The organism is Luteolibacter rhizosphaerae (genome assembly GCF_025950095.1).
GTDB lineage: Bacteria > Verrucomicrobiota > Verrucomicrobiia > Verrucomicrobiales > Akkermansiaceae > Haloferula > Haloferula rhizosphaerae.
This window is the reverse complement of the sequence record NZ_JAPDDR010000005.1, coordinates 383,731-399,493: the sequence shown is the minus strand read 5'-3', so window position 1 is coordinate 399,493 and position 15,763 is coordinate 383,731. Positions and strand designations below refer to the sequence as shown.

The window sequence follows — 15,763 nt, the reverse complement described above, 5'->3', positions numbered from 1 at the left end:
AATGAAGCCACGGAACTTCCTTCTTGCCGGTGGTGTCGTCCTTTTGATCGCGGCCGGAGTGATCTTCGTGTCGCGCCCCAAGGGCGAGCCTTTGCCGGGAGTGACGGAGAACAAGCTCGCGCAGGAGCCAGCTACCAAGAGCGAGGGACGACCCGATGCGGTTTCTCCGGAGAAGAGGAAGGAGGCGTCCGTCAAAGCAGAGCCTTTGAGCGACGAGAAGCGGATCGAGATCCTGAACGAGATCGAGCAGGCCTCCGTCACTTACGACGCCAAGGCTCTGCCGCAGATCGAGCCTTACTTGCTGCACCCGGATGCCGAAGTGAGGGCGGCCGCGATGAACGGGATGATTGTTCTCGGGGATTCCGCGGCCGCACCGCTGCTCCGGAAAGCGGCAGAGAGTGCCTCGACGCCGAAGGAGTCGGTCGCTCTCAGCGAGGCGGCGGACTACATGGAACTTCCTGCGGGCACCTTCGTCCCCAAACAGCGGGCGGAGCAGAGCGGGGGACGCAAGCCTTTGGAGGGAAAGCAGGGGGAGAGGAAACGGTTGTCGCCCAAGCCAGCAGGGGAGGCCGTGGAGGAAGCGAAGTAGTGTGCTTGCACTCCTGTGAAAATAAGAAGGGCGCTCCCGTTTCCGGAAGCGCCCTTCAGATGATTGGATCTTAATTCAGCGAGTCGACGCCGCTTCGTGCTGCTCCTCGGCAGCTTCGAGGGCGGCGCGCTCCTTGGCGATCACACGGACGAACTTCTTGAGCGAGTTCGACCAGTCTTCGAGCAACGCCTTTGCGTGGGGGCTACCGGTCTTCTCGGCGTGGTCGGTGATCAACTTCTTGAGTTCCGTGATGTCCTGAGCGCGCTTTACGGGAAGCGGCACGACCATCTCGGGATTGATACGGGAATAGAAGCGGCCATCCACGTCATAGACGAAGGCGGTGCCACCGGACATGCCGGCACCGAAGTTCTTGCCGGTCTTGCCGAGGATCACCGCGGTGCCGTTGGTCATGTATTCGCAGCCGTGGTCGCCCACGCCTTCGACCACCGCCGTGGCACCGGAGTTACGAACAGCAAAGCGCTCGCCGGCGCGGCCATTGGCGAAGAGGTAACCGCCGGTTGCACCATACAGCGAGGTGTTGCCGAGAATGGTGTTCACCGCCGGGTTGAACTTCGCGTCGGGAGAAACCCTCACGACGATCTCACCCGCGGCCATGCCCTTGCCGGTGTAGTCGTTCGCTTCGCCGGTGAGCTCGATCTTCACGCCGGACACCAGGAAGGTGCCGAGCGATTGACCGGCGGAGCCGCGCAGCTTGAGCGTCACGGCGGTGTGGCCGTTGAATCCGCGATCACCATGGATCTCGGCGATACGACCGGAAAGGCGCGTGCCGATGTTGCGGTCGGTGTTCACCACGTCGTAGCTGAGCTCAACCGGCTGACGGTCAGGCAGGGTGCGGATGGCTGCCGCCACCGAATCCGGAGTGGAGGCGGGACCGTATTCCGGTGTGTTCTCCGCAATCTCGACCGTGCCCAGCGCCTTCGCGAGATCGCGCAGGACCTGGAGGTCGAGCGGGGTCTTGGAGATGCCGTCGTTGCGCTCCTTCTTGCAGATGCGGGAGATCGAGGAGTCTTCCACGCCCTGATGCTTGGCGAGATCGGGGATCACGTCCTTCAAGACGGGAGCCAAGTCGATGAGATTCGCCTTCGGGTGCTCCGGCACATGGCGCTGCTTGAGGAACTCGGGACGTCCGATCAGTTCGTCCAAGGTGCGGACGCCGAGCTTGGCCATGATCTCGCGGGCCTCGGTGGCGACGCCGTTGAAGAAGTTGATCACCATCTCGGGCGTGCCCTTGAACTTGGCGCGGAACTTCGGATCGGTGGTCGCGATGCCGACCGGGCAATTGTTCAGGTGGCACTTGCGGACATAGACGCAGCCCATCGCGATCATCGCGATCGTGCCGAAGTTGTATTCCTCGGCGCCGAGAATCGCTGCGATGACGATGTCCTTGCCGTTGCGCAGACCACCGTCGGTGCGGACGATCACGCGGTCGCGAAGATTGTTGATCAGCAGGGTTTGCTGCGCCTCGGAAAGGCCAAGCTCCCAAGGAGATCCGGCATGCTTGGTGGAGGAAAGGGGGGATGCCCCGGTGCCACCGTCATGACCGGAAATCAGGATCGTATCCGCGCTGGCCTTCGCCACGCCCGCAGCCACGGTGCCCACGCCGGTCTCGGCAACGAGCTTCACCGTCACGCGAGCGCGTGGGTTCACCTCCTTCAGGTCGTGGATGAGCTGGGCGAGATCCTCAATACTGTAGATATCGTGGTGAGGCGGCGGAGAGATGAGCTGCACGCCGGGCTGCGTGTGACGCAGACGGGCAATGAGAGCGTTCACCTTTTGGCCGGGGAGCTGGCCACCTTCGCCGGGCTTCGCACCCTGAGCCATCTTGATCTCAAGCTCGTCGGCATTGACGAGGTAGTGAGCCGAAACGCCGAAACGTCCGGAAGCCACCTGCTTGATCCAAGAACGGGCGAAGTCGCCGTTCGGGTAAGGCTTGTAACGCACCGCGTCTTCACCGCCTTCGCCAGAGTCCGACTTGCCGCCGATGCGGTTCATCGCGATGGCGAGGGTTTCGTGAGCTTCGGGCGAAAGCGCGCCGAGCGACATGGCAGCCGTGGTGAAGCGGCGGCGGATGCTCTCGACCGGCTCGACTTCATCGATCGGGATCGCACCGGATGAGGAGGGAACAAACTCGAAGAGGTCCTTGATCGCGACCGGCTTGGTTTCGAGCGAAACCTTCACGTAATCGTCGTAGTCCTCCGCCTTACCGCTCTTCACGAAGGTGTGGAAGTTCTTGATGACGTCGGTGGTCCAAGCGTGGCGTTCGCCCGACTTGCGGTAGCGGTTGTAGCCCGGATCGCCGAGGTCCAGAGTCTCGCCTGCGGGGACCTGGACCTCGAATGCAGCTTGGTGACGGATCAAGGATTCTTCCGCGATCTCCGCGAAGCCGATACCGCCCACCTTCGATTGCACGCCGGTGAAGGCGAAGTCCACAACCTCGCTGCCGATGCCGATCGCTTCGAAGATCTGGGCGCCTTGATAAGAGTTGAGCACCGAGATGCCCATCTTCGACATGATCTTGAGGATGCCCTTCTCGAGTGCCTTGGCATAGTTGGCCATGGCCTTCTCCACGCTGATGCCCTCGAACTTGCCCTTGCCCGCGTCCGCAGCCACGAGCTGGCGCACGGTGGCGAAGCCAAGGTAAGGACAGACGGCGGTGGCACCGAAACCGAAAGCGCAGGAGATCTGGTGAGTGTCGCGGATTTCACCGGACTCCAGCACCAGAGAGCAGCGCATCCGCTTGCGGATACGGTTGAGGTGATGATGCACCGCACCCGTGGCGAGGATTGCGGGGATCGGCACGCGGGCAGTTGAGGCCGCGCGATCGGAAAGGATCACGATGCTCACACCACGGTCCACGGCAGCCTCCACCTCGTCGCAGAGTTCATCGAGGCGAAGCTTCAAGCCGGCTGCGCCGGCCTCGGCGGGCCAAGTGATATCAAGCACGGTGGCGGGGAAGCCTTCTTCATCGAGGTGCTTGAGGCGCTCCAACTGGTGCTCGAAAAGCACGCCGCTCTCGAGATTCACGATGCGGCAATGCTCCGGAGTCTCATCCAGCAGGTTGCGCTCCGGGCCGAGGCCGGCGGAAGCACTCATCACCGCCCATTCGCGGATCGGATCGATCGGCGGGTTCGTGACCTGTGCGAAGCGCTGCTTGAAGTAGGTGAAGAGCAAGCGCGGATAGGTGGACAAAACCGCAAGCGGGATGTCGTCACCCATCGAGAACACGGCTTCCTGAGCGCCCTTGAGCATCGGCGGGAAGACCATATCCAATTCTTCGGCAGAGATGCCGTGGGCTACCTGCTGACGGGAGAGGTCGAGGGCGGCAAAGTCTTCCGCGGGAGCGAGTGCATCCGGGGAACAGAACTTGCGCAGTTCGAGGCGGTTCTCGTCGATCCACTGGCGGTAGGGCTTGGTCTTGGCCAAGGCTTCCTTGATCTCGCGATCATTCCGCATCTGGCCGGTGGAGGTGTCCACAGAGAGCATCTGGCCGGGCCCAAGGCGGCCCTTCCGGATCACCTTGGAATCGTCGATGATCACGGCGCCCGCTTCCGAGCCGATGTAGAGCAGGCCGTCTTCCGTGAGTTTGTAGCGCGAAGGACGCAGGCCATTCCGGTCGAGCGAAGCGCAGATCTTGGTGCCGTCGGTGTAGACGAGACCGGCAGGACCATCCCAAGGCTCCGAGAAGGAGCGGATGTATTGGTAGAAGGCGCGAAGATCATCCGAGATATCCTCGTCATTCCGATACGCGGGCGGCACGAGCATGCACATCGCGTGCTCCAGCGAGCGGCCGGAGAGGACGAGGGCTTCGAGAGCGTGGTCGAGCGAGGCCGAATCGGACTCATGCTCGTTCATCAGCTCGTGCAGGAGGGTGATATCATCGCCCCAGATCGGGCTGGAAAAGAACTCCTCGCGGGAAGCCATCCAGTTGCGGTTGCCTTCCACCGTGTTGATCTCGCCATTGTGGCACATCATCCGGAAAGGCTGGCCGAGCGGCCATGCCGGGAAGGTGTTGGTCGAGAAGCGCTGGTGGTAGAGCGAGATCGCGGTCTGGAAATCCGAGTCCTGCAAGTCGCCATAGAAGGCGCGAAGCGCCGCCGGCATGGCCAAGCCCTTATAGGAGATCAAGCGGCTGGAGAAGGTCGGCATGTAGAAGCCGTTGAGACCCTTCGTCTTGCGTTCGATCTCACGGCGGCAGAGGAAGAGCTGGCGCTCGTAGTGATCGCCGTCCCATGCAGAGGGCTTCTTGAGCAAGAGGTGCTCGATGTGCGGGCGGCTGGCCAAGGCGTTCTTGCCGAGGGCATCCGGATTCACCGGAACCTCGCGCCAGCCGATCAGGGTGATGCCGCGCTTGGCGACCACCTCTTCTGCCAAAGCCTTGAGCTGGACGCGGCCGGCCTGGTCGTCGATGGGGAAGAAGAACACCGCCACGGCGAGATCGCCCTCGTTCTCCAGCTTGGTGCCGAGCTTCTCGGCGGCTTTCAGGAAGAGCGGGTAGGGGATCTGGGAAAGGATGCCGGAACCATCCCCGGTCTTCATGTCGGCATCCACGGCACCGCGGTGGGTCATGTTGCAGACGGAGGTTAGCGCCATGTCGATGACCTCGAAGGAGCGTTTGCCTTGAATCTGGGCGATGGCTCCCATGCCGCAATTGTCGCGTTCGGCAGAGAGGCGGTGCAGGGAACCGGGGACCAGAGGCGTGCTCGGATGGTAATAGGGATTCATCGCAGGGAATGGCAAAAGTAGCCGTGTCCCGCGGAGCCGCGCAGTCTTACCGGCGCGGAGGTCTCCCGCGGGGCGGGGAATTAACGGTAGCTTCGCCCCCCTGCCAAGCAGGATTTGTGCCCCGGCCCGGCAATGACAGAGTGGCGGAAAGGGCGTTCTCCGGCACTTTGGGGCGAAATCGTCCCAACTTGGGAGCAGGAGCCCGTTTCTTTAGGGGAGTTTGCCGCTTTTCACCGTGATCATGCGGGTGGGATCGAGGCGGCGGCGGATCACCTCATTGACCTGATCCGGGCTCAGGGCGGCGACTTGGGCGGGGAATTCGTCCAACCAGGAAAGGGGAAGACCACGGCGAACCGTGGCGAGCACGACCGCGGCAAGATTCTCCGTAGTGGCGAGGCTGACGCGGTGTCTGCCAATCATGGCATTCTGGTGGTAGGCGAATTCCACCGGTCCCAAACCTTCGCGATGCCATTTGCCGAGTTCCCGGCGGACGGAGCCGAGCCCGCGTTCGAGAAGATCCGGGGCAAAAGACCCGGCGATCAGCCAGGTGCCATCCTCCAAGGCGCGGGACGAGAGCTGGGCCTGAACGCCGTAGGTCAGCCCTTCGGTATCGCGGACGGTATTGAGGAGACGGCTGGTGAAGCCTTGACCCAAGGCAGAAGTGGCCAGCGCGAGCGGGAGGTAGTCCGGATCGCCAAAACGGAGGCCGCTGGGCTGACCGAGAATCAGGCTCACGCTTTCCTTGCCGGGAATCGGGACCTTCAATTCCACGGCAGCAGCGAGCGGAGGAGCCGAAGCGGGAGCTTGCGCCACCTTGCCTCCGACCCAACCCGCGAAGGCTTCCGCCACTTCCTTCCGGCAGACGGGGAGATCGAGATCGCCCGCCAAAACGAGGGTGGCGCCGGCGGGGCCAATCCAGTCGCGATGAAAGCGAACGAGGTCCTCACGCTGCAAGGTCTTCAGTCGGGTGATCGTCTCATCGGCACTGGCCTCCCATTTCGGATGGCTGTCCGGGAAAGCGGCGCGGCTGAAGGCGAGCAAGGCTTGGGAATTGGTGTCCGAGCGGCTCTGCGCCGTTTCCGCGAGCATCTGGGTCCGGACCTTTTCGATTTCCTCCGGAGGGAAGCTGGGCTCGCGAAGTTGCCCGGCCAGCAGATCAAGGACGTGGGGCAGATCCTTTTTCATACAACGCCCGGCGAACTCGATGGAATCCTCCCTTACCCCGAATTCCAAAGTGGCACCCACTTCGTCGAGCAGAGTTCCGATCTGCGTGACGTCATGCTTTGAAGTGCCGCGATCGAGCAAACGGGCAGTGAAACTTGCGAGCGCTTGTTGCGCGGGATCGTCGAAAGGAATGCTTCCGCTCAGGATGACGAGATCCTGCGTGCCGGTGGGGCAGAGGAGGAGATCCAACCCGGCGGTGCGACTGCGCGAGATGCGCGGGGCGATCCGTGCCGCCTCCCCGACGGTGGCAGGCGGGCCTTCCGGCAGAATCAAAGGCGGTGCGGGCGTCGAGGCGTGGGTCTCCGGAAGTGCGGGTGCTCCCTCCGGTTCCGCATCCGGGGCCTGAGGGACGAACCAGCCGGTGGTGCTGCGGTCCTTCACCAACCAGCGCCGCGCCACGCGGTTTACCTCCGCGGCCGTCACCTGGCGGACGGCTTCATTCAAAGTGTGATAGAGAGTCCAATCGCCGACGGCGATGCACTCATTCAGGGCAAAAGCGATCTGGCTCGATCCATCCCGATCAAAGGTTGAACGGGCATCCAAGCGGGCGATGGCGGAAGCGACCTCTTCCTCACTCACACCCTTATCAAGAAGGGTGGCGATCGTTTCGATAATCCGCTGCTCCACCTCCGCATGCCCGGCCTCGCCGGTGAGTTCCGCCGTGATGGAGAGCAAGGATGGATCACGGGTGAACTCCGAGCCGGCCATGACTTCGGTGGTCATGCCGGCATCCGTGAGCGCCTTGCGAAAGCGGCTGTTCTTACCCTCGCCGAGCAGCTCGCAAAGCACGGCCAGGGGTGCGTAGTCCGGATCGGTGGCGGGCGGAGATTTGTAGGCAAGGGTCACGACGCCGAGCTCGCCGGGGCGCTTCATCTCAACGCGGCGCGGGCCGGTCTGTGCCGGCTCACGGGTATAAACCTGCGGGAAGGCCTTCGGAGATTTCGGGATCTCCGCATAGTGCTGCTTGATCAGCGGGAGCACTGTTTCCGGCTGGAAGTCCCCGATGACGGAGACCGTCGCATTGTCCGGCCAGTAATAGGTATCGTAGAATTCCCGGAGTTTCTCGATCGGCACGTTCTCCACATCGCTGCTCCAACCCAGAGTGCTGTGGCGATAGGGATGGGCGAGGTAGGCGGTGGCCCAGATCTCCCGCTGCAGCGAGTACATCGGATTGTTCTCAACCTGATCGAACTCATTTCGGACCACGGTCATCTCGGGGCGGCGGTCCTCCTCCCGCAGGCGGAGATTGCGCATGCGATCGGCTTCCAAACCGACGATGACCGGCAAGTCCTGAGGACCAAGGGTGGTGATGTAGTTGGTGCGGTCCAGCCAGGTGGTGGCATTCGTTTCCGCACCGGTGCGTTCAAGGAGCTGGTCGAAGCCATTGCCCGCTTCCTTGTTGTGCCTGGCGGTGCCCTTGAACATCAGGTGCTCCAGCAGGTGGGTGGCCCCGGTGGTGCCGTAGCTCTCGTTCCGCGAGCCGATGCGGTAGGTGACCATGAAGGTCACGGCGGGGACCGAGTGCTCCGGCCGCAGCAGAACTGTCAGGCCGTTCGACTCGAGCCGGTATTCGGTGATTCCATTCAGGGACTTAATCTCCGCAAAGCCCTCGGTGCGGGCTTCGAGCAAGCCGGAGAGTGTGACGAGGCAAACGAGCGAGGTGCGGCCGAACATCAGAAGCTAGCTGGCCAGAAGGAGTGCTCCGGAGCTAGCGGATTTTCCCCGGTGCACTAGTCGAGATGATCGACGAGGCCTTCCTCGATCACCGGTGCCGGCTCCAGAATGCCGAGATCCACGAGGAATCGATCCGCAGCCGCGACGCTGAGTTCGTAGTGGAGATCGGAGACATTAAAATTGAAGAAGGAGTGCTCGGCGTTCTCGAAATCGAGGAGTTCGATCTTGTTCCGCCTCCAGCGCATCGACTTCATGAACTTCTCGACGTGAGCGAAGGGGGCGACGCGGTCCTTCTTGCCATGGAAGAGCATCATGGGCGGGGCCTTGCGGCGCACCGCCTTGAGCGGGCTGAGGCGTTTGGCCGTGGCGGCATCCGGGAAGCGTTCGACGACCGGCCTCACGGTGGAGTCGAGGATCGAGCTAAAGAGCAGCAGGGCCGCGGGGGTATAGACCGCCGGTAACTCACCCTTCTGGAGCTTGGGCAGAGTCATGGCCAAGGCGAGGAAGGCACCCCCGGCCGCTCCGGCGAGGACAACCTTTTCGTGATCCACACCGAAATGGTGTTCGTAGCTTTTCAGCCAAGCGAGGAAGGCCTTCAGATCGGCAAGGGCATCCAGCGGGCCGGTACGATGGGTGGAGAAGACGCGTGTCTCCAAGGTCACAGGCACGGCACCGCGTGCAGCGAAGTGCAGGCAATGCGGGACGAACTGGGTGGCCATGGCGGTATCCCAGAGTCCGCCATGAAGGAAGACCATGAGGGGGCGCTTGTCTCCCGGCTCGAAGCCCGGCGGGGTGAAGAAGTGCGCGTGGAGCGGACCCTCGGGAGTTTCGGAATAGGCGAAGGAGGTGGCCGACTTCAGCATCTCCCGCTGCCTGGCTTGGCCGATCAGCGGGGTTCTTTGGAGCAGACTCATCGAGGGGGACGGGAAGGAAATGCCCGGACTCGTCCGGCGCGCGAAAAGAATTGTTATGTCCGCGTGGCACTTGTCCAATCGATTCCGCCGATGACGCGCTTCCTGACCACTCTCGTCCTTGTTGCCAGCTCCGCCGTGGCCTTCGCCCAAGCCCCGGCAGCGGAGACGGCCAAATCCCTAGTGAGCATTTACGGCGTCTGGCGCACGGCCGTCCTGAGGAAGGACGTTTCCGCGTGGCAGCGGGCCACGGCGCCTCATCGCCAAGCGGAGATCCGGAACCGGCTGGTTTCGGAAAAGCGGCCGTTCCCGGCTGCGGTTTTCGATATGCCGGCGCCTCCGCCTTCTCTGGAGAACCTGAAGATGATCCACCTGTCCCAGAAGGGGGCCACGGCGAAAGCGGCGTTCTTCGGCAAAATCAACTTCGGCGTGGGCGGGGATCCGACGGACAACGTGCTGGTGCTGTCTTTCTTGAATGCGGGCGGATGGAAGTATGACCGCGCGGATTTCGTTAATCTAGCCGCGCTGGAGGATGTCCGGAAGGAGCTGGCGGCGGGCGACTTGAAATATGTTTCCGAGACGCCGGAGTTCCAGGCGGACGGGGTGGTTCCGAAGGCACCTCTGCCCGTGCCCACCGCCAAGTACATTGCCAAGGTGTATGTCTTCTGCCCGGGGCGGGAGATCAACGTGCAGGTGAACCAGCTCAGCCGCCACCGCTTCGCCAATGCCAAGGAGGCGGAGATCGTGACGGGTGGGGCGCTCGACGGGGTGAACTCCGTGACCTATACCGCCAAGGCGCTGCCAGGATCCACCGGCAAGGAAGCCCTTTCGATCCGCGTCTATCTTATGTCGGAGATCGAGGGGACCAAGCCGATCAAGGCGTATGAATATCAGGTCGCGGAGGGCGGCGCGGTGAAGGGCTTCGGAAAGGGAACCTTCGAAGTGGATGCGGCTACGGCTACGAAGCTGGTTCCGACGCGTCGTTAAGAGATACCCTGTCTCTAACCCGTGGGGATAAGCCTGACGGAAATATATTTGCGTCAGGAACAGGCCTTACAAAGCACCCGAATTAGCCTGAGTTATTCACATGACACTTGAGAATCAGCGACGTTCAAAAATTGGACACGGATTTTCTTGTTAAGATTTCCGGATTTTCTACTATTCCGCAAAGGTCAGCCCGTTCTAACGGGGTTTGACCGGTCGGAAAAGTTCCATGAAAAGCCCCGGCATCATCGCGCCAAGCCAACCCTTTCTTTCCGGTTCTCGAGCCGGAAACGTCCCCGGAGCGGGACTGGAGAGTGGACCCCGGGTGCGGCGGATGAGCCTTCAGGGACGCTTCCGAGCAACCCTCTCTAGAATCCGCAATCTCACTGCTCCGTTTCCCCCGGAGTGGCAAGCCGGACGGCCGTCTTGCCGCGAGTTGCGTTTCGCCTGCCCCCTGCGGTCCTGCCCTAGGCCCGCGACAAGTGAAACCGCAAACTAGCCCATAGCAGATGACACCTTCGGTCGCCGCCAAAACATCCTACGACCTCGCGCCGGGAAGAGTCCTGGCGCGATTCCTCTCTCTTGCCACCGTTCTGACCGGTCTCGCGACCGAGGTCCGAGCGGCTGCGGACAAGACGGTTGATCTCGCTTGGAACGCCAATCCCGAGACGAACATCGCCGGTTACCGCCTGCGATATGGCACTGCCAGCGGCAGCTATACCAATACGATCGATGTCGGGAATAGCCTTTCGGCCACGGCTACGGGTTTGGACGGCGGGACGACGTATTACTTTACTGTCGTAGCATACAACACGGGAGGGCAGACCAGCCCGAACGCCGGCGAGGTATCTTATACGGTGCCGGGAACGCCGAACATCCCGCCGGTGGCAGAGGGATTCAGCCTCAGCACGCTCGAGGACGTGAGCGTGGCGGCGACGCTCTCGGCAAGCGATGCGGACGGCGATCCGATCACTTACTCGATCGTAAGCGCGCCGAGCAAGGGGACGCTGACCGGGACCGCACCGAATCTGACCTACCGCCCGGCCACCAATGCGGTGGGCACGGATAGCTTCACGTATCGCGCGAGCGACGGATCGGCGAACTCGGCGACCGTGACGGTGAGCATCGTGATCGAGCCGGTGAACGACGCGCCGATCGCGAATTCCTCTTCGATCAGTACCAGCGAGGATACCAATCTGGCCTTCACCCTGGCGGCGTCCGATCCCGATGGCACGGGGCTGACCTATACGATTCTCACTGCTCCGACGAAGGGGACGCTGACGGGGACGCCGCCGAACCTGACCTACCGTCCGGCTGCCAACGTGAACGGCAACGACAGCTTCACCTTCAAGGTGAGCGATGGGGTGCTGGAATCCGGGGTGGCTACGGTCTCGATATCCATCGCCGCGGTGAACGACGTTCCGGTGGCGACGCCGGGGTCCACGTCCACCCTGGAAGATACCCCGGTGGCGCTTACCTTGTTCGGCAGCGATATCGAGGGAAGTAATCTGAGCTATTCGATCGTAACGCCGCCTGCGAAGGGGGCCTTGAGCGGGACGCCGCCGAATCTCACCTACATTCCGGCGCTGAACAGCAACGGGGCCGATATTTTCGTCTTCCGGGTGAATGACGGCAGCGCGAATTCGGCGAATGCGAACGTCACCATTTCGGTGACGCCGGTGAACGATGCACCGGTGGCGAGTTCGACTTCGATCACGACCAGCTTGAACAATCCGGTGCCCGCGACCCTGTCCGCAGTGGACGTGGATGGGGATCCGCTGACCTATACGATTCTCAACCAGCCGACCCAGGGCACGCTGAGTGGCACTCCTCCCAACCTTACCTATCAGCCCGGGACGGGGAACCTGGGCAGCGATAGCTTCACATTCCGAGTGAGCGACGGCGTGCTGGACTCGGGGGTCGGCACGGTGAGTATTTCGATTGTGCCGGGCAATGCGGTTCCGACGGCGATCTCGCAAACGGTGAACGCTACCGAGGATACCGCGAGGTCGATCACGCTTGGCGGGACGGATCCGGAGAATAGCGCGCTTAGCTATGCGGTCGTGACGCAGCCGTCGAAGGGCACCTTGAGCGGGACGCCGCCGAACCTGAGCTACACGCCGCAGCTGAACTTCAACGGTACGGATAGCTTCACCTTCCGGGTAAACGACGGAGCTGCCAATTCGGCGGCGGCAACGGTGACGATCAATGTCGCGGCAGTGAACGATGCTCCGGTGGCGACGCCGCGGAGCGTGACGACGACGCTCAACAACTCGGTGGCAGTGGTTTTGGCCGGCAGCGATGTCGAGGGGAGTGCGCTGACATTCGGCATCGCCAGCCAGCCTGCGAGCGGCACGCTAAGCGGCACGCCGCCGAACCTGACCTATGTGCCGAACAACAATTTCTCCGGTAGCGACAGCTTCACTTTCCGGGTGAACGACGGGACGGTGAACTCGGCCACGGCGACGGTGAGCATCACCATCACCACCACCAACCGGGCACCGGTGGCGCAGGTGAGATCGGTGTTCACGCTGATGAACAAATCGCTTCCGGTCGTTCTTGCGGGAACCGATGCGGACGCGAATCCGCTTACGTTCCGGATTGTCAGCGGACCCACGAACGGGGTGTTGCTGGGAACGCCGCCCAATCTAACCTACAAGCCGAACACGAGCTACAAGGGCGATGATCGTTTCTCTTACGTGGTGAACGATGGCATTCTGGACTCGGCGGTGGCTTTGGTTGCGATCGATGTCCGCGGCAAGAATACGAAGCCGTCCGCGAACTCCTCCGCGGCGACCTCGCTTCAGAATGCGTGGGTGGGAACTCCGCTAAGCGGGGTGGATCCTGAAGGCGACGCGCTAACCTTCACGGTGGTGAAGGGGCCGAAGAACGGGAAGCTGGTGGGGACATCGCCCCATTTGATGTACATGCCGAACTACGGGTTCAAGGGAAAGGATAGCTACACCTTCCGGGCGAGTGACGGTCTGCTCAGTTCGAATGTGGCGACGGTATCGATCGAGGTAGTCAATCCGAACAACCGGGCTCCGGTGATCACTTCCCGGACTCTGACGACGCCGGCGAACAAGCCGATCGTGGTTACTCTCAACGCGCACGATTCCGATGGCGATCCGCTGACCTACCGGGTTCTCACGAAGCCGGCCAGCGGCAAGCTCTCGGGGAAAGGGAGCAAGCTGACTTACAAGCCCGCGAAGGGATTCATGGGAAGTGTCTCATTTACCTACGTGGCCAATGACGGAGTTACCGACTCGGCGGCCGGGACCGTGACGATCAACGTGGTGAATCCGAGCACCATGGCCTCATCCGCGGCGAATTCGAGTCAGAAGGCTGCGAGCAAGCCGGTGGATCCGCGACTTCTATTGACGACCGAGCCTTCGCGGCCGGATGGCTTGACGCTGACGGCTTCGGGCGGCGCGGGTGACATCTGGGTTCTCGAGAGCTCTCCGGACCTCCTGGAATGGACTCCTATCGGTGAGGTCGAGATCGGCGATCAAGGAGTGACCACGCTGGAAATGCCTCTACCCGCCGGAAAGAAGAGCGAGTTCTACCGACTGAACAGCCCGGTGAAGTGAACCAGACCGGGGAGAGGGCGATCTATCTCACGAAGTCGTCCTCGCTGTACATCTTGCGATCCGGGCCGGCGGAACGGACTTCGGTTTGAGTGGCACTCAGTTGGTGGAAGAACCATGGGGTGCCCCAGGGATCGCAGAGCTCGCCCTTGTCGTTGAGGGTGGAGCCACCGGGGATCTCCAGCTTGAGTTGTTTCTCGTTATCGCCTAGGAGGGCGGCGGTAATCTCGGCGTTGTTGCCGACGGGATTGCCGCGCATGGCGGTGGAGAAGTCGCGAAAGGCGAACTCGATATTGTCGATGGCATCGCGGACCTTCTGGAGATCCTCCGGAGACATCGCGGAGATGGTCGCAGGGGGAGGGGTGGAGGGCGCGGGCTGCGTGGACGGGCCAGCGCGCGGTGGTTCGACTCCGGGAGACGGCCTGGTAGCCGCCTCTCCTGTGGGTGACTGAAGAGCGGGAGTCTCGGAGTCCGACTCGTAGAGGCCCTTCCAAGGACGCCACACCAAGAGGCCACCGATGGCGATGGCCACGACTGCTTTCGACTGCGGGGACATTCTCAGGTATTGAGGAACCCGAGATCGGGATTGCCGAAGCGTCCGAGGTTGGGGAAGACGACCGGCATGTGCGCATCGTCCACGCCGAACCAGCGGGCGAGCGTGGCGCTGTATTCGTCCACGCTGGTGGTGGGAATCCAGCGGCCGGTGCTGGTGTCGTCGGGGCCGTTCACTTGGAGGACGGGGAAGGTGCCGTAGGTGCGCTTGCCGCGGACGGCGCTATTGTTCGATCCGTCGCCACCGAAGATCAGGTGATGGCTGCCCCAGCCGTGGTCGCTGCCTTGACCGTTGGTCGGCATCGTGCGGCCGAAGTCGGAAGCGGTGAAGCCCACGACACTATTCTGGAGCGAGGCACCGCCGATCTGGTTGAGTGCGGCGTGGAAGGCGGCGATGCCGTTGCTGAGTTGTCCCAGCAGGTTGGCATGCGTGCCTGTCAGCGGGTCATCACCGGTGCCAACCTGCGAAGTGTGGGTGTCGTAGCTGCCGAAAGAGACGAAAAAGATCTGACGCTTGATCTTGAGGGTATCCCGTGCCGCGATGATCCGCGCGACCATCTTCATCTGATCTCCGAAGCTGCCGGTGGGGAAGGCCGTCTGCCATACCGTGGTATTGGTCGCAGCGATCGCTTCATTGAGCAGCACGCCGGTTCCGATCGCATCATCGATGATCTCGCCATAGGCTCCCGACTGGAGATTGCCCTGCTGGAGCTTGGCGATATTGCGGATGGCATTCTCGCGATTCTTGGTGGCCGAGCCCGCGGCACCGCCGGTGCCCGACATCACCACGGCACCACCGGTGGAGACGTGGTATTGCTGAATGCTCGATCCCACCTCGAAGGTATTGGCTCCGGCGATGCTGGTGCAAAGGGCGATCTTCGCGCGGTTCACCGGATCGTTGATGAGGGAATCCTGAGAGGGGTGCAGGAGATCGGCCACGCGGCCGCCCCAGCCGGTGCGGGGAGGCTGATCCGGTAGCGAAGTCTGCCAGTGCATCACTTGGTCGGAGTGCGAGAAAAGCTGCGGCGGCAAGGCCACGAGCTTCTTCTGGTACTGGATGCGCGTTGTCGGGAAGAGCAGGGGGCCGACGTTGAAAAGGAAGGCTGCTTTCCCGCCTTCGAACATCTGTGCGAGACCCCCGCAGGATGGATGCAGGCCGTAGTCGTTGCCATCGCCATCCTCGGGCGTGATGGGGAGCAGGACGGACTCCGGGATGGTGAGGTTCTGGCGGATCGCGGCGTAGTTCGCGTGAGCTGCCCCGCGCGGGATCACCAGGTTGTTGCTATCGTTACCCCCGGAGAGGAAGACGCAGACGAGCGCCTTGTAGTCGGGGAAGGCGAAGGGTCCGTTGCCTTGGGCGACGGCCGAGTTGATGAGGCGGAAATCCCGCAGCGTGCTGGAAACCGCGAGCGAACCCAAGGCCGCGGTGCCGAAGTCGCGGAGGAAGCTGCGACGCGTGCGGAGAAACTTGGCGCGATCCTGATCGATGGTGGACATGG

Annotated in this window: 8 protein-coding genes; 3 read left to right on the top strand and 5 right to left on the bottom strand. The window is 62.4% G+C overall.

The window, feature by feature from the left end:
• The first annotated feature begins 1 nt into the window (after nucleotide 1).
• Nucleotides 2-589 (top strand): hypothetical protein, encoded by a 588-nt coding sequence (locus OJ996_RS11895; protein WP_264513808.1) that lies wholly within the window; start codon nucleotides 2-4, stop codon nucleotides 587-589.
• A gap of 75 nt (nucleotides 590-664) precedes the next feature.
• Here the strand turns inward: OJ996_RS11895 and gltB are convergent, their stop codons facing one another.
• From gltB to OJ996_RS11880, 3 genes are all read right to left on the bottom strand, one after another.
• Entirely contained in the window at nucleotides 665-5,332 is a 4,668-nt protein-coding gene (gltB, locus tag OJ996_RS11890) for a glutamate synthase large subunit (RefSeq protein ID WP_264513807.1), read from the bottom strand.
• A gap of 210 nt (nucleotides 5,333-5,542) precedes the next feature.
• Nucleotides 5,543-8,230 (bottom strand): M16 family metallopeptidase, encoded by a 2,688-nt coding sequence (locus tag OJ996_RS11885; RefSeq protein ID WP_264513806.1) that lies wholly within the window; start codon nucleotides 8,228-8,230, stop codon nucleotides 5,543-5,545.
• 56 nt (nucleotides 8,231-8,286) lie between these two features.
• Nucleotides 8,287-9,144, bottom strand: coding sequence for an alpha/beta hydrolase family protein (locus tag OJ996_RS11880; RefSeq protein ID WP_264513805.1), 858 nt, complete (start codon nucleotides 9,142-9,144; stop codon nucleotides 8,287-8,289).
• Between the two features lie 90 nt (nucleotides 9,145-9,234).
• On the opposite strand from OJ996_RS11880, the gene OJ996_RS11875 reads away from it, so the two are divergent.
• Both OJ996_RS11875 and OJ996_RS11870 read left to right on the top strand, forming a co-directional pair.
• Nucleotides 9,235-10,128, top strand: a complete 894-nt coding sequence (locus OJ996_RS11875) for a hypothetical protein (protein ID WP_264513804.1) — start codon at nucleotides 9,235-9,237, stop codon at nucleotides 10,126-10,128.
• A 506-nt stretch (nucleotides 10,129-10,634) separates the two neighbouring features.
• The gene (locus OJ996_RS11870; RefSeq protein WP_264513803.1) at nucleotides 10,635-13,715 is read left to right on the top strand and encodes an Ig-like domain-containing protein; all 3,081 of its coding nucleotides are present in this window, start codon (nucleotides 10,635-10,637) and stop codon (nucleotides 13,713-13,715) included.
• A 22-nt stretch (nucleotides 13,716-13,737) separates the two neighbouring features.
• Here OJ996_RS11870 and OJ996_RS11865 read toward each other — a convergent pair whose 3' ends face one another.
• Together OJ996_RS11865 and OJ996_RS11860 are read right to left on the bottom strand one after the other, a co-directional pair.
• Complete coding sequence (locus OJ996_RS11865; protein ID WP_264513802.1) at nucleotides 13,738-14,268, bottom strand: hypothetical protein; 531 nt, start codon at nucleotides 14,266-14,268, stop codon at nucleotides 13,738-13,740.
• Nucleotides 14,269-14,270: 2 nt separating this feature from the next.
• On the bottom strand, nucleotides 14,271-15,761 hold the full coding sequence (locus OJ996_RS11860; protein WP_264513801.1) for a DUF1501 domain-containing protein: 1,491 nt from the start codon (nucleotides 15,759-15,761) through the stop codon (nucleotides 14,271-14,273).
• Between the last annotated feature and the right edge of the window lie 2 nt (nucleotides 15,762-15,763).

What these genes read in the sequence shown, in the direction of transcription:
- OJ996_RS11895 (WP_264513808.1), top strand. Translation starts at nt 2, where the DNA reads ATGAAGCCACGGAACTTCCTTCTTGCCGGTGGTGTCGTCCTTTTGATC.
- gltB (WP_264513807.1), bottom strand. Translation starts at nt 5,332, where the DNA reads ATGAATCCCTATTACCATCCGAGCACGCCTCTGGTCCCCGGTTCCCTG.
- OJ996_RS11885 (WP_264513806.1), bottom strand. Translation starts at nt 8,230, where the DNA reads ATGTTCGGCCGCACCTCGCTCGTTTGCCTCGTCACACTCTCCGGCTTG.
- OJ996_RS11880 (WP_264513805.1), bottom strand. Translation starts at nt 9,144, where the DNA reads ATGAGTCTGCTCCAAAGAACCCCGCTGATCGGCCAAGCCAGGCAGCGG.
- OJ996_RS11875 (WP_264513804.1), top strand. Translation starts at nt 9,235, where the DNA reads ATGACGCGCTTCCTGACCACTCTCGTCCTTGTTGCCAGCTCCGCCGTG.
- OJ996_RS11870 (WP_264513803.1), top strand. Translation starts at nt 10,635, where the DNA reads ATGACACCTTCGGTCGCCGCCAAAACATCCTACGACCTCGCGCCGGGA.
- OJ996_RS11865 (WP_264513802.1), bottom strand. Translation starts at nt 14,268, where the DNA reads ATGTCCCCGCAGTCGAAAGCAGTCGTGGCCATCGCCATCGGTGGCCTC.
- OJ996_RS11860 (WP_264513801.1), bottom strand. Translation starts at nt 15,761, where the DNA reads ATGTCCACCATCGATCAGGATCGCGCCAAGTTTCTCCGCACGCGTCGC.